12 protein-coding genes and 1 tRNA gene are annotated in these 13,440 nt (G+C 67.7%); 10 read left to right on the forward strand and 3 right to left on the reverse strand.

All coding sequences use genetic code 11. The annotated features are described in order from the left end of the window. Positions 1-40: 40 nt before the first annotated feature. Entirely contained in the window at positions 41-1,270 is a 1,230-nt protein-coding gene (locus HMH01_RS00950) for an APC family permease (protein ID WP_171321596.1), read from the forward strand. Positions 1,271-1,289: 19 nt separating this feature from the next. Here HMH01_RS00950 and HMH01_RS00955 read toward each other — a convergent pair. The 3 genes from HMH01_RS00955 to HMH01_RS00965 form a co-directional block, all read right to left on the reverse strand. Then, a tRNA-Lys gene (locus HMH01_RS00955) sits at positions 1,290-1,365 on the reverse strand. Positions 1,366-1,447: 82 nt separating this feature from the next. After that, positions 1,448-2,734: a surface lipoprotein assembly modifier gene (locus HMH01_RS00960; protein WP_171321598.1), complete on the reverse strand. Its 1,287-nt coding sequence runs from the start codon at positions 2,732-2,734 to the stop codon at positions 1,448-1,450. Positions 2,735-2,852: 118 nt separating this feature from the next. Next, positions 2,853-3,500, reverse strand: coding sequence for a hypothetical protein (locus HMH01_RS00965; RefSeq protein WP_171321601.1), 648 nt, complete (start codon positions 3,498-3,500; stop codon positions 2,853-2,855). A gap of 293 nt (positions 3,501-3,793) precedes the next feature. Here HMH01_RS00965 and dapF point away from each other — a divergent pair, with 293 nt between their 5' ends. The 9 genes from dapF to HMH01_RS01010 all read left to right on the forward strand — a co-directional run bounded on the left by dapF (position 3,794) and on the right by HMH01_RS01010 (position 13,435). Then, complete coding sequence (gene dapF / locus HMH01_RS00970; protein WP_246237251.1) at positions 3,794-4,582, forward strand: diaminopimelate epimerase; 789 nt, start codon at positions 3,794-3,796, stop codon at positions 4,580-4,582. Beyond that, positions 4,579-5,850, forward strand: coding sequence for a tRNA (N(6)-L-threonylcarbamoyladenosine(37)-C(2))-methylthiotransferase MtaB (mtaB, locus tag HMH01_RS00975; protein ID WP_171321605.1), 1,272 nt, complete (start codon positions 4,579-4,581; stop codon positions 5,848-5,850). Before dapF ends, mtaB begins: the two co-directional genes overlap by 4 nt. A 63-nt stretch (positions 5,851-5,913) precedes the next feature. After that, positions 5,914-6,540 (forward strand): FMN-binding negative transcriptional regulator, encoded by a 627-nt coding sequence (locus tag HMH01_RS00980; RefSeq protein ID WP_171321607.1) that lies wholly within the window; start codon positions 5,914-5,916, stop codon positions 6,538-6,540. A 60-nt stretch (positions 6,541-6,600) separates the two neighbouring features. Beyond that, positions 6,601-6,891 (forward strand): hypothetical protein, encoded by a 291-nt coding sequence (locus tag HMH01_RS00985; RefSeq protein ID WP_171321609.1) that lies wholly within the window; start codon positions 6,601-6,603, stop codon positions 6,889-6,891. A gap of 31 nt (positions 6,892-6,922) precedes the next feature. Further along, on the forward strand, positions 6,923-7,531 hold the full coding sequence (locus HMH01_RS00990; RefSeq protein ID WP_171321611.1) for a glutathione S-transferase: 609 nt from the start codon (positions 6,923-6,925) through the stop codon (positions 7,529-7,531). Positions 7,532-7,589: 58 nt separating this feature from the next. After that, the gene (locus tag HMH01_RS00995) at positions 7,590-7,829 is read left to right on the forward strand and encodes a hypothetical protein (protein WP_171321613.1); all 240 of its coding nucleotides are present in this window, start codon (positions 7,590-7,592) and stop codon (positions 7,827-7,829) included. A 150-nt stretch (positions 7,830-7,979) separates the two neighbouring features. Continuing rightward, positions 7,980-10,772 (forward strand): formate dehydrogenase subunit alpha, encoded by a 2,793-nt coding sequence (fdhF, locus tag HMH01_RS01000; protein WP_171321615.1) that lies wholly within the window; start codon positions 7,980-7,982, stop codon positions 10,770-10,772. Between the two features lie 38 nt (positions 10,773-10,810). Next, positions 10,811-11,707: an HNH endonuclease gene (locus HMH01_RS01005; RefSeq protein WP_171321617.1), complete on the forward strand. Its 897-nt coding sequence runs from the start codon at positions 10,811-10,813 to the stop codon at positions 11,705-11,707. 153 nt (positions 11,708-11,860) lie between these two features. After that, complete coding sequence (locus HMH01_RS01010; protein WP_171321619.1) at positions 11,861-13,435, forward strand: Re/Si-specific NAD(P)(+) transhydrogenase subunit alpha; 1,575 nt, start codon at positions 11,861-11,863, stop codon at positions 13,433-13,435. Positions 13,436-13,440 lie beyond the last annotated feature (5 nt).

A 13,440-nucleotide genomic window follows, 5' to 3' on the forward strand; every position in this document is an offset into this window, starting at 1 on the left:
TGCACGCAGAAGCGTCGGGCGCGGCGCAGGGAACAGGGCCATGACCAGAAACGCCGAAGAGCCCGGGCTGCGACGCGCGATCGGCCTGCCGCTTCTCGTGCTCTACGGGCTGGGTGTTACGATCGGCGCGGGCATCTACGTCCTGGTCGGCACCACCGCGGCCCGGGCCGGGATCCACGCGCCCGCAGCCTTTCTGCTGGCGGCGGTGGTCATGGGTTTCAGCGCCGGCAGCTTCGCGGAATTCTCGGGCCGCATCCCCCAGGCGGCGGGCGAGGCCGTCTTCGTCGATGCCGGCTTCCGGCGCAACTGGCTCACGCTCTGGACGGGGCTGTTCGTGGTGATGTCGGCCATCGTCGCCTCGGCCGCGATCGCGCTGGGGGCGGCGGGTTACATGGAGCTTCTGGTGCCGCTGCCGCACGGGGTTCTGGTTGCGGGGATCATCCTTGCGATGACGGCAATCGCCGCGCGCGGCGTCCGGGAATCGCTGGGCTTCGCCGCCGTGATGACGCTGATAGAGGTGGCGGGCCTTGCGGTCGTGGTCGGCGCCGGGCTCTGGCAGGATCCCGGCATGCTGGCGCGCCTGCCATCGGCGCTGCCGCCGCTGGGCGACGGGGCCGCGATGACGGGCGTGATATCGGCCAGCCTGATCGCGTTCTTCGCGTTTCTCGGTTTCGACGACACCATCAACATGGTCGAGGAGGTGCACGACCCGCGCCGGGTGGTCCCGCTGGCGCTGTTCATCTCGCTGGCCGCCGTCACGGTGATCTATGTGCTCGTGACCTTTGTCGCGGTCCAGTCGCTGCCGCCGGAGGAACTGGGCGCATCCGCCGCGCCGATCGCGCTGCTCTACGAGCGGCTGACGGGGGTCTCTCCCGTCGTGGTGACGCTGATCGGGATTGTCGCCACGATGAACGGCATCGTGATCCAGATCATCATGGCCGCGCGGGTGCTTTACGGCCTGGCCCGAAAGGGTCGGCTGCCGGCGGCGCTGGGGCGGGTACACCCGGCAAGCCGCACGCCGGTGATCGCGACGCTGGCGGTCGGCGGCCTTGTGCTGGCGCTTGCGCTGACCCTTCCGCTGGAGGCGCTGGCGGAATGGTCCTCGGTGGTGATCCTGGCGGTGTTCCTGCTGGTGAACCTGGCACTCGTGCGCATCAAGCGCCGCGGCGACCCGGCACCCGATGGGATCGTGACGGTGCCGCTGATCGTCCCCAGCCTGGGCGCGCTGTTCTGCGCTGCCCTGCTGGCGGGCGCGGTGGTGACGTTCTAGCGCTTTGGCGGAAAGGTGATGGTGAGCCCGACAGGATTCGAACCTGTGACCCACTGATTAAAAGTCAGTTGCTCTACCAACTGAGCTACGGGCCCACTCGAGGGGGGTCGATAGACGCCGCGGGTTCGGAGGTCAAGAGGGCAAAGCACGGGGAACGGGCGAAAACCCCCGCTTTCGTCAGAAGCGTCGCGTCAGCGAAAGGTTGCACTCCTCGACGTCGATGTTGTCGTAGAAGACGACGTTGGATCCGGTGCGTGCGAAGTTGCAGGAAAGCCGCGGGGTAAAGCCCCGGATGACGACTGAATTGTTGCCGACGATCAGCCCCAGGCCGACGGTCCGGTCGATGCGTTTCTCGGTGTCGAAGGCAAAGAACGGCGCGTCGAACCATTCCTGTTCGTAGTAGACATTGCCGAGCACCGTCCAGCCTGATGGCCAGCTGCGCTCCATCCCGATGCTGGGGCGGATCGCGTCATAGCTGAAGCGCGGATCCCGGGCGTTGGTCCGGTTCACGGCAAGCCCGGCGCGCAGCGCAAGCCGCGGGGTGATGATGCGGCGCAGATCCCCGGTCAGCGTGACGCTGGTGTTGTCATAGATGCTGGCACGCCCCGGGTCGTCATACCATTGCCGCGCGACCCGCGCGCCCAGCCGGTAAAGCGTGCGCTCGCCGAAGAATTCGCGATCCACCGACAGGCCGACCAGGGTGAAGTCCCGGATCTCGTCATCGTAGAAGGTCGTCAGGCCGTCCGCCCGAAGGGTCAGCCGGCCCCGATCCAGCGGGCGGATCCAGGCCGCCGCCGCGCCAAGCTGCCACCGGTCGAGCCCGTCGACGGTGGCGCGTGTCGCGGCAAGCGATCCGGACAGGGTCAGCGCGCCCGCACCCAGATCGAAGCGGCGGAAGGCGCCCGCCTGCAATGTGGCGCTGAAGCCCTCTTCGGCGGTGGTGTCGATGGTGCCGACAAGCCCGCCGAATATCGGCGCCTCGGTGTTCAGCGTGGCGCGGTTCAGGTTGCTGCTGGGCTGTAGGTTCATCCCGAAGGTCAGCCCCCAGGGGCGCTGCGCCACCAGGCGCGACCGCGCCGAAAGCAGGGTCCGCCGCTCGTCCGCGCCGCGGGCCTCGGGCAGAAGTTCGTCGATCTGGAACAGCGCCGCTTCCACCTGGCCGTCGCGCGCCAGCGCCTGCGCCAGGTACCAGCGTGCCAGCCGCGCCTCGGGGTTCAGGCGAAGCGCCCGGCGAAACGCTGCAATCGCGTCGGGCAGGCGATTGTCGGCAAGGGCGGCGCGCCCCTCGACATAGGCCAGATCGGCGGGGGAAAGGTCCGATGTCCGCGCCAGTTCCAGCGCCTCGGCGGGGCGGCCGCCGGACAGGAGTGCGTTCAGGTCGGCGCCGGTCTGCGCCGGGGCAGGGCATGCAATCGACACAAGAACAAGAAGCGCAGCAAGGATGCTTTGCCTGAATTCGGGCATGCGGAATTCCTGAAGGACGGGATGGTCGGCTTTCATCGCGTGAACACGCGAGGATGCAAACAGCCAGATCATGAATCGCGGCGCGTGCGGTGTCCACACGCGCCGCAACGTCGTTGGATCAGGGCTGCTGGTCAGCCAGGAAGATGCCGTCGATCTGGTCCACGACAGGACCCTCCGTCACGGTACCGGTGAGAACACCGAGTGTCTGTGTGCCGGCAAATGCACCCTCGAGATCACCGGCGACGCTGAAAGTCTCGACGTCGCCATTGTCGTCGAGCGTCAGGTCACCGCCGAAATCGGCCGTGTAGCGGCTGTCGGTGATGGCCCCGTTGGACAGATCAAGCTGCCCCCCGAGGGCGGCTCCTTCGGGCGGCGTTTCCGAGTCGAACGCGCTCAGGTTGGTCATCGAACCGGTGATGATGTCACCCGTGAAATCCGCAGCGAGCGAGATGTCGCCGAACACAAGGGTGTTGTCCTCGGCTGTTCCGCTCTCGACCGCGAAGCCGACAGACCCGGCATAGGTCGCATCCGCATTGGGCCGCTCCTCGGTACCGTTCTGGTTGAGGTCATCCCACGCGGCGACGAAATCCTGCGCCTCCTGCGGCAGTCCGGCGAGTTCTTCGGCGGTCGGAAGCTCCTGTTCGAAGATCCCCTGCGAGATTTCGCCGCCGCCACCACCACCGCCGCCGCTGCCGCCGTCACTGCTGCTGCACGCGGCAAGAGCAAAAAGGGACACTGTGAGAAGCACAGTCGAATTGACTTTCATGTACTCTTTTCCTTTTCAAGCCTGGGTCGTCCTAGGTGATCGGACGGTTACGATCAAATGTGGCCAGACTGTGAATAGATAGACAAAATGTTTAACATATAAAAATCTATATATTTCTATTTTTGGACTGTATTTTTTTTATCTCTACTTGTTCTTGAAGTCCCGACCAGAGCAGCGGGATATGGGCCAATGCCCTTGCCTTGCAGGCGCTCTGGCGAGTCGCCCGGCAATCGCCTATATCCGCGCGGATGGAGCAGAGCCTTTCCCAGACGCCTCCCCTGCGCTTTCTCAAGATGCACGGGCTGGGCAACGATTTCGTGATCATCGACGCGCGCGGCGCGGCCGATCCGGTCACGCCTGCGCTGGCGCGCGCGCTGGGCGACCGGCACATGGGCGTGGGCTTCGACCAGCTGGCGGTGATCCACGACGATGCCGACGCGGATGCGCGGCTGACGTTCTGGAACGCGGACGGCTCGACCTCGGGCGCCTGTGGCAACGCCACCCGCTGCATCGCGCGGCTTCTGATGGACGAGACGGGCGCCACGCGCCTGCGGTTGCGCACAGAGTTCGACGTGCTGATCGCCGAGGATGCGGGCGACCGTCTGACCCGCGTGAACATGGGCCAGCCGGCGCTGGACTGGGACCGGATCCCGCTGGCGCGCGACGTGGACACGGTGTCCCTGCCGCTGCCCGGCAATCCCGGCGCGGTCAGCATGGGTAACCCCCATTGCGTGTTCGTGGTGGACGACGCCGAGGGCGCCGACATCGCCTCGCAGGGCGCGCGCTTCGAGCACGATCCCCTTTATCCGCAACGCACCAATGTCGAGATGGTGCAGGTGCTGGCCCCCGACCGGCTGCGGCTGCGGATCTGGGAACGCGGCGTGGGGATCACGCTGGCCTCGGGTTCCTGCGCCTGCGCGGCGCTGGTCGCCTGCCACCGCAAGGAGCTGATCGGCCGCCGCGCCGAGATCGTCGTGGATGGCGGAACGCTGCATGGCGAGTGGCGCGAGGATGGCGTCTGGCTGACCGGACCGACCGCGCTGGTCTTCGAGGGCGTGCTGTCACCGGAGATGCTGCGATGAACCCGCCCGTCTTCGAGACCTTCGGCTGCCGGCTGAACGCCTACGAGACCGAGGCGATGCGTGAACTTGCGCAAGGCGCCGGGCTCGACAACGCGGTGATCGTGAACACCTGCGCGGTCACGGCGGAAGCCGTGCGCCAGTCGCGCCAGCGCATCCGCAAGCTGCGCCGCGAGAACCCTGCCGCGCGGATCATCGTCACCGGCTGCGCCGCCCAGACCGAGCCCGAGACCTATGCCGCGATGGCCGAGGTGGACCTGGTCGTCGGCAACCTGGAAAAGATGCGGGCCGAAACCTGGGCAGGGCTTGCCAAGGGCCCCGACTTCATCGGCGAGACCGAGAAGGTACGCGTCAACGACATCATGTCCGCGACAGAGACGGCCGGCCACCTGATCGACGGCTTCGGCAGCCGCGCAAGGGCCTATGTGCAGGTCCAGAACGGCTGCGACCACCGCTGCACCTTCTGCATCATTCCCTTCGGGCGGGGCAATTCCCGCAGCGTCCCGGCGGGCGTCGTGGTCGAGCAGATCGCGCGGCTGGTCGATGCCGGCTACAACGAGGTGGTGCTGACCGGCGTGGACCTGACCAGCTGGGGCGCCGACCTGCCGGCGCACCCACGCCTGGGCGACCTGGTGCAGCGCATCCTGAAGCTGGTGCCGGGCCTGCCGCGGCTGCGCATCAGCTCGATCGACTCGATCGAGGCGGACCCGGCGCTGATCGAGGCGATCGCGTCCGAGCCGCGGCTGATGCCGCATCTGCACCTGAGCCTTCAGGCGGGCGACAACATGATCCTCAAGCGCATGAAGCGCCGCCACCTGCGCGATGACGCCATCCGCTTCTGCGAGGAGACGCGGGCCGCGCGCCCCGACATCGTGTTCGGCGCCGATATCATCGCGGGCTTTCCGACCGAGACAGAGGCGATGTTCGAGAACTCGCTAAGGCTGGTCGAGGAATGCGGCCTGACCTGGCTGCATGTCTTCCCCTACTCGCCGCGCAAGGGCACCCCCGCCGCGCGCATGCCGCAGGTGGACAAGGCCGCGATCAAGGACCGTGCGGCGCGCCTTCGGGCGCTGGGGGATGCGCGGGTGGCCGAGCATCTGGCGGCACAGGTCGGCAGCACCCAGCCCGTGCTGATCGAAAAGGACCGCATGGGCCGCACCCCCGGATTTGCCGAGGTGGACGTCACGGGCGGCACCCCCATCGAGGGCGGCATCCTGCCCGTGCGCATCACGTCGGCAGCGGCCGGGCGCCTGGTGGCCGAAGCCGCCTGAGCGGCAGGCCTTGCCGCCTCGGGCGCAACGTGGAAACTGGCCCCGACTGGTCAGGAGAGCCCGATGCACCCCAACCCCGCCTTCCGCAGGACAGCCGGCGCACGCAACATCGCCTTTGTCCGCGCCCGGAGCTTCGGCATCCTGACGCTTGCGGGGCCGGACGGGCCGCTGGCCGCGCATATCCCATTCGTGCTGAACCCGGAGGGCACCGCGCTCGAGGCGCATCTGGTGCGGTCAAACCCGATCTGGGCGGCGATTGCAGAGCCGGTTCCTGCGCTGATGATCGTCTCTGGGCCGGATGGCTACGTCTCGCCCGACTGGTACGGGATGGAGAACCAGGTGCCGACCTGGAACTACGTCGCCGTCCACCTGCGCGGCACGCTGCACCGGCAGGACGTCGAGGCGCTGGCGCCGCATGCGGCAGAGCTGTCGGCGCAGTTCGAGGGGCGGCTTCTGCCCAAGAAGCCCTGGACCGAGGACAAGATGGACCCAGAGGCGCTGGCGCGGATGCGGCGGATGATCGTGCCGTTGCGGATGGAGATTGCGGCCATCGACGGCACCTGGAAGCTGAACCAGAACAAGCCCGAGGCGGCGCGGCTGGCCGCGGCCGACGCCATCGCGGGCAGCGGGATCGGGTCGGAGCTGGAAACGCTGGCAGCCCTGATGCGCGATCCGCCCGCGACGGAGTGAATTGCGCAGGGCCGCGCCTGGCCCTAGATTGAAGCCCGACACCCCTTGCGGAGGAAGCCCATGCCTGCCCCGATCGCCCCCATCGCCATGACCGCCCTGCGTCTCGGCGCGGTCGCTGCCGCAGCCTGGTATGTGCGCAGCCGCACGCAAGCAAAGCCCAAGCATGTCTGGCGCGAGCAGGCGCTGGACGATCTGCCGGAGGGGGTCGACCTGACCTCCGACAAGTCCGAGGCAGAGCGCAACGCCCATGCGGCGGCGCGGGTCAGGCGGGTGATCCGGCTGGGCGACGGGCCGGGGCTCGAGATCGACATCGCCACGCTTGGCCGCATCCGGCTGCGCCGGGTGGACTGAGCGCGGCCCCTTCACCGAAGCAGGAAGAAGAATGAAGCTTTACTATTCCCCGACCTCGCCCTTCGTGCGCAAGGTCAGCGTCGTGCTGCGCGAGACCGGGCTGATCGACAAGGTGACGCTGGTGCCCGGATCCGGGCTGCCCGCGGCCCCGGGCAACGCGCCCATCGCGCTGAACCCGCTGGGCAAGATCCCCACGCTGGAGCGGGAGGATGGCCCGGCGCTGTACGACAGCCGGGTGATCTGCCGCTATCTCGACCACATCTCGGGCGGCAAGCTATACCCCCAGCCCCCGCGCCTGTGGGAGACGCTGACCCTGGAAGCGACCGCCGATGGCATGATGGAGGCGGCGGTCCTGATGATCTACGAGACCCGCGCCCGTGCACAGGGCACGCAGGATCCCACCTGGGTGGAGGCGCAGTGGTCCAAGGTGGCCCGCGCGCTCGACACGCTGGAGGGGCGCTGGATCGCCTATCTGGAAGGGCCCCTCGACATGGGTCAGATCGCGGTTGGCTGTGCGCTGGGGTATCTCGACTTCCGGCAGGACGCGCGCAACTGGCGCGGCGGGCACCCTGCCCTGGCCGAGTGGTACGCCGGCTTTGCCGAGCGCGACAGCATGAAGGCGACGGTTCCCGTGGGCTGATCCCTTGTCGCGCGCCCGTCCGGTGCCATGTTCCACCGGCATTGCAGGGAGGCGCGCGATGAACCGGCATTTCGATCCGACCAAGGCCGCCGCGGTGGAAACCGTGGCGGAGTATCTGAAATCCGCGCGCGCCGCCATCGACGCCGAACTGGGCGAGGGCTATGCCGCGGCCAATCCCGAACTGGTGGCGGCCTTCCTTCAGGCCAGCGCGATCGAGGCGGCGGTGAATGCCGGCCGCATCGCCAGCCGCGAGACGAACGAGACGTTGCTCAAGCTGAAACCGCGCCTCTTCGGCTGAGTGCCGCGCGCCCCGGTCGCGGGCGCAGGTTTCCCATCCGCCACCAGGGTCCGCGGAAATTCCGCGTGAGGCCGCTCTTTCGCGGATTTTCACAACGTCCGGCCCGTGGTGTAGTCTGTCCCGAAAAGACGACTGCCCGAGGGAGTGACCATGTCCGCCGATCCGATCGCCTTCCTGCTGGATGGCAGCCTGGTGCTTGCCCGCCCGGACGAGACGATCTGGGACGTGGCCCGCCGCGAGGGGACCGAGATCCCCCATCTCTGCCACAGCGGCGCGAAGGGCTACCGCCCGGACGGCAACTGCCGGGCCTGCATGGTCTCGATCGAGGGGGAGCGGACGCTCGCCGCCTCCTGCATCCGCAGGCCCGCGCAGGGCATGGTCGTGACCACGCAGGGCGCGAGGGAGACGCAGGCCCGCCGCATGGTGATGGAACTGCTGCTGGCCGATCAGCCGGCACGGGAGGTGTCGCACGACGCCGGCGCCCGCTTCTGGGACATGGCCGAGGCGACAGGCGTGACCCGGAGCCGCTTTCCGGCCCGCGCCCCGGCGCATGTGCCGCTGCTCGACGACAGCCATGTCGCGATGCGGGTGAACCTCGATGCCTGCATCCATTGCAACCTGTGTGTCCGCGCCTGCCGCGAAGTGCAGGTGAACGACGTGATCGGCATGGCGGGGCGCGGCCACGAGGCGGCGATCGTCTTCGACATGGGCGACCCGATGGGCGAAAGTTCCTGCGTCGCCTGCGGCGAATGCGTGCAGGCCTGCCCCACCGGCGCACTGATGCCCGCGACGGCGCTGGACGACGCGCAGCAGGGTGACCGGCGGGAGGTCGACCGCGAGGTGCGCTCTGTCTGTCCCTATTGCGGCGTCGGCTGCCAGCTGACCTACAAGATAAAGGACGACCGCATCGCCTGGGTCGAGGGCGCGCCAGGGCCGGCGAACGAGAACCGGCTCTGCGTGAAGGGGCGTTTCGGCTTCGACTATGTCGCCCACCCGCACCGTCTGACAAAGCCGCTGATCCGGCGCGAGGACGCCCCGGAAAAGGGGCTCAACGTCGATCCCGCGAACCCCTGGACCCATTTCCGCGAGGCCGAATGGGACGAGGCGCTGGAGGTGGCGGCCCGCGGGCTGGCGGACCTGCGCAGCTATTACGGCGGCCGGGCCGTGGCGGGCTTCGGTTCGGCCAAGTGCTCGAACGAGGAAGCCTACCTGTTCCAGAAACTGATCCGGCAGGGCTTCGGCCACAACAACGTGGACCATTGCACGCGGCTCTGCCACGCCTCTTCGGTGGCGGCGCTGATGGAGAATGTCGGCTCGGGCGCGGTGACCGCCAGCTTCAACGAGATCGAGAACGCGGACGTCGCCATCATGATCGGCGCGAACCCGGTCGAGAACCACCCGGTCGCCGCGACCTATTTCAAGCAGTTCGCGAAACGCGGCGGCAGGCTGATCGTGATGGACCCGCGCGGGCAGGCGCTCAAGCGCCACGCGGACCACATGCTCCAGTTCCGCCCCGGCACCGATGTGGCGCTGCTGAATGCGATCATGCACGTCATCGTCGAGGAAAAGCTCTACGACCGGCAATACGTCCAGGGCTTCACCGAAGGCTTCTTCGAGTTCCGCGACCATATCCGCGCCTTTCCCCCTGAACGGATGGCGGCGCTTTGCGGGATCGACGCGGACACGATCCGGCAGGTGGCGCGGGATTTCGCGCGGGCACGCGCCGGTATGATCTTCTGGGGCATGGGGGTCAGCCAGCATATCCACGGCACCGACAACGCCCGCTGCCTGATCAGCCTTGCGCTGCTGTGCGGGCATGTCGGGCGGCCCGGGACCGGGCTGCACCCGCTGAGGGGGCAGAACAACGTGCAGGGCGCATCCGATGCGGGGCTGATCCCGCAGGTGATGCCCGACTACCAGTCGGTCGAGGATCCGGCCGTGCGCGACCTGTTCCGCCACATCTGGCAGGGCACCCGGATCGACCCCAAACCGGGGCTGACCGTGGTCGAGATCATGGACGCCATCTACCGCGGAGAGATCCGCGGCATGTATGTCATGGGCGAGAACCCGGCGATGTCGGACCCGGACGTGGACCACGCCCGCACCGCGCTGTCGCGGCTGGATCACCTGGTGGTGCAGGACATCTTCCTGACCGAGACGGCGATGTTCGCCGACGTGATCCTGCCCGCCTCGGCCTGGCCGGAAAAGACCGGCACCGTGACCAACACCAACCGGCAGGTGCAGATGGGCCGAAAGGCCATCGACGCGCCGGGCGAGGCGCGGGAGGATTGGCGGATCATCGTGGGCCTTGCCCAGCGGCTGGGGCTCGACTGGGATTATGACGGGCCGCGCAGCGTCTTCGACGAGATGAAGATGTCGATGCGCAGCCTGCACCACATCACCTGGAACCGGCTCGAGTCCGAGAATGCCGTGACCTATCCCTGCCTGTCGATGGAGGATCCGGGTCAGTCGGTCGTCTTCGGCGACGGCTTTCCCCGCCGCGCGGGAAGGGCGAAGTTCACGCCGGCGCGCGTGACCCCACCGGCCGAGACGCCGGACGAGCGGTTTCCGATGATCCTGATCACCGGCCGGGTGCTGGAGCACTGGCACACCGGATCGATGACGCGGCGCGCCAGCGTCCTGGACAGCATGGAGCCGGAGGCCTTCGTGCAGGTCCATCCCCGCACGCTGCGGCGGCTGGGCGTGGCGCCGGGCGGCATGCTCAAGCTGACCACGCGGCGGGGCAGCGTGACGGTCGCTGCGCGCGCCGACCGGGCCGTGGCCGAGGATACGGTGTTCCTGCCCTTCGCCTTCGTCGAAAGCGCCGCCAACGTGCTGACCAACCCGCAGCTCGACCCGTTCGGCAAGATCCCGGAATTCAAGTACGCCGCCGTCAGGGTCGAGGCGGCAGAGGCGGGACAGGCGGGCATGGCCGCCGAATAGGCTTGCCAGGTCGTGTCGGCGCCGGCTTTTCTGGGCGCATGGCGAAGGCTGTCTTCATCCAGAACCCGCATTCCATCTACAAGGATGCGCCGGGCGTTCACTACCACTTCCCGCGCCGCTACCTGCGGATGGTGCAGGAAACCGTGGGCGACTGGGTGATCTTCTACGAGGGGCGCCAGGGCATTCCGGGCTATCACTCGGTGCAAAGGGTCACAAAGGTCGTGCGGGACCCCGAGGATGCCGGCCATTTCTACGCGCTTCTCGACCGCGGCAGCCAGTGGCAGTTCGAGCGCCCCGTGGGCCGCGCCGATCCGCGTGGCATCGCCTGGGAGAAATCCCTGCGCGGCACGGATGGCCGTCCGACATCCGGCGGCGCCAATGTCTCTGCGGTCAGGCGGCTGTCGGATGCCGAGTTCGCCGCCATCGTGAACGAAGGGCTGCGCCCGATCGAGGGTGCCGAGGCGATCCCGCGTCTTGACGCGTTGGCCGAGGATGCTGCCCATTTCGATCCCGCGCCCCTGATGGAGGGGCGGGCCGACATCCTGACCAGCCGCAAGTTCCGCGATGCCTCGTTCCAGCGCATGGTCAAGGCGGCCTATGGCGCGCGCTGCGCCATATCGGGGCTGTCCCTGCGCAATGGCGGCGGGCGGCCCGAGGTGCAGGCGGCGCATATCCGCCCCGTTAAGGACGGCGGCCCGGATATCGTCGCGAACGGCATCGCGTTGTCGGGAACCCTGCACTGGATGTTCGACCGGGGCCTGATATCGGTGGCGGAGGACTGGCGGATCCTGGTCTCGCACAACAAGGTGCCAGCCGACACCGCGAACCGGCTTTTCCTGCCTGAACAGACGCTGCAACTGCCAGCGAACCGCCGCGACTGGCCGCACCAGGACTATCTGCGCTGGCACCGCGAAGAGGTTTTCGGCCACGCATGAGGCGGAAAACCCCGGCTTTTGCCGCGAAATGCGCAGCAATATTGCGCATCCCCCTCGACAACAGTTTCCGTTAGGACACATAACGTCACGCATCGCTGCGGCCCCTCGGTCCGCGGCCCAATGCCATTATTTCGCGGGAGGATCGAAAGCCCCATGAAGATCGGAGCCCCAAGGGAGCGTATTGATGGCGAGGCGCGGGTCGCGCTGACGCCGGCAAGCGCGTTGCAGCTTCAGAAACTCGGCTACGAGGTCTGCGTGGAAGCCGGCGCCGGCGAAGCGGCACGGTTCTCGGACGACGCCTATCGCGAGGCCGGCGTCGAGGTGGTGGACGGGCCGGAGGCGTTCTACGCCGCCGCCGACATCGTGCTGCGGGTGCGCGCACCCGAGGGCACGGACCTCGATCTGCTGCGCAAGGGGCAGATCCTGATTTCCTTCATCTGGCCGGGCCAGAACGAGGCGCTGCTGAACGCGCTGAAGGACAAGGGCGTGACCGCGCTTGCCGTGGACATGGTGCCGCGCATCAGCCGGGCGCAGAAGATGGACGCGCTGTCCTCGATGGCGAACATCGCCGGCTACCGCGCCGTGATCGAGGCGGGCAACAATTTCGGGCGCTTCTTCACCGGCCAGATCACCGCCGCGGGCAAGGTGCCGCCGGCCAAGGTGCTGGTGGTGGGCGCGGGCGTGGCGGGTCTGGCCGCGATCGGCACATCGACCTCGCTGGGCGCGATCACCTACGCCTTCGACGTGCGCCCCGAGGTGGCAGAGCAGATCGAATCGATGGGCGCGGAGTTCGTCTATCTCGACTTCGAGGATACGCAGGACAGCTCGTCCACGGGTGGCTACGCGGCCCCCTCGTCGCCCGAGTTCCGGGAAAAGCAGCTCGAGAAGTTCCGCGAACTGGCCCCCGAGGTGGACATCGTCATCACCACCGCCCTGATCCCGGGCCGGCCGGCGCCGAAGCTGTGGACCGAGGACATGGTCCAGGCGATGAAGCCCGGCTCGGTCATCGTGGACCTTGCGGCCGAGCGTGGCGGCAACTGCGACCTGACCGTGCCGAACGAGAAGGTGGTCAGCGACAATGGCGTGACCATCGTCGGCTACACCGACTTCCCCAGCCGCATGGCGACCCAGTCCTCGACGCTGTACGCGACGAACCTGCGGCACATGATGGACGATCTGACGCCGGAAAAGAACGGCACCCCGGTCGTGAACATGGACGACGACGTGATCCGTTCGGCGACCGTGGTCAACGCGGGCGAGATCACCTTCCCGCCGCCGCCGCCCAAGGTGTCCGCCATCGCCGCGGCCCCGAAGAAGGAAAAGGCGAAGGAGCTGACGCCCGAGGAGAAGCGCGCGCAGGAGCTTGCCGCCTTCAAGGAGCAGACGAAGTTCCAGGCCGGGCTGCTGGGCGGTGCGACGGTGCTTCTGCTGCTGGTCGGTGCGGTGGCGCCCGCCAGCTTCATGGCGCATTTCATCGTCTTCGTGCTGGCCTGTTTCGTGGGCTTCCAGGTGATCTGGAACGTCTCCCACTCGCTGCACACGCCGCTGATGGCGGTCACAAACGCAATTTCGGGAATCGTCATCCTGGGCGCGCTGCTCCAGATCGGATCGAACAGCGGCGCGATCGTCGTGATCCTTGCGGCGGTGTCCGTCCTCATCTCCACGATCAACATCGTGGGTGGCTTCCTCGTGACGCGTCGCATGCTTGCGATGTTCCAGAAATCCTGAGCCGG

It is taken from the genome of Halovulum dunhuangense (assembly GCF_013093415.1).
GTDB classification, from domain to species: domain Bacteria; phylum Pseudomonadota; class Alphaproteobacteria; order Rhodobacterales; family Rhodobacteraceae; genus Halovulum; species Halovulum dunhuangense.

Excerpts from the sequence above, each read along its gene's own strand:
- HMH01_RS00990 (WP_171321611.1), top strand. The coding sequence starts at position 6,923 with ATGAAGCTTTACTATTCCCCGACCTCGCCCTTCGTGCGCAAGGTCAGC.
- fdhF (WP_171321615.1), top strand. The coding sequence starts at position 7,980 with ATGTCCGCCGATCCGATCGCCTTCCTGCTGGATGGCAGCCTGGTGCTT.
- HMH01_RS01010 (WP_171321619.1), top strand. The coding sequence starts at position 11,861 with ATGAAGATCGGAGCCCCAAGGGAGCGTATTGATGGCGAGGCGCGGGTC.
- dapF (WP_246237251.1), top strand. The coding sequence starts at position 3,794 with ATGCACGGGCTGGGCAACGATTTCGTGATCATCGACGCGCGCGGCGCG.
- HMH01_RS00980 (WP_171321607.1), top strand. The coding sequence starts at position 5,914 with ATGCACCCCAACCCCGCCTTCCGCAGGACAGCCGGCGCACGCAACATC.
- HMH01_RS00985 (WP_171321609.1), top strand. The coding sequence starts at position 6,601 with ATGCCTGCCCCGATCGCCCCCATCGCCATGACCGCCCTGCGTCTCGGC.
- HMH01_RS00995 (WP_171321613.1), top strand. The coding sequence starts at position 7,590 with ATGAACCGGCATTTCGATCCGACCAAGGCCGCCGCGGTGGAAACCGTG.
- mtaB (WP_171321605.1), top strand. The coding sequence starts at position 4,579 with ATGAACCCGCCCGTCTTCGAGACCTTCGGCTGCCGGCTGAACGCCTAC.
- HMH01_RS00965 (WP_171321601.1), bottom strand. The coding sequence starts at position 3,500 with ATGAAAGTCAATTCGACTGTGCTTCTCACAGTGTCCCTTTTTGCTCTT.
- HMH01_RS00950 (WP_171321596.1), top strand. The coding sequence starts at position 41 with ATGACCAGAAACGCCGAAGAGCCCGGGCTGCGACGCGCGATCGGCCTG.
- HMH01_RS01005 (WP_171321617.1), top strand. The coding sequence starts at position 10,811 with ATGGCGAAGGCTGTCTTCATCCAGAACCCGCATTCCATCTACAAGGAT.
- HMH01_RS00960 (WP_171321598.1), bottom strand. The coding sequence starts at position 2,734 with ATGCCCGAATTCAGGCAAAGCATCCTTGCTGCGCTTCTTGTTCTTGTG.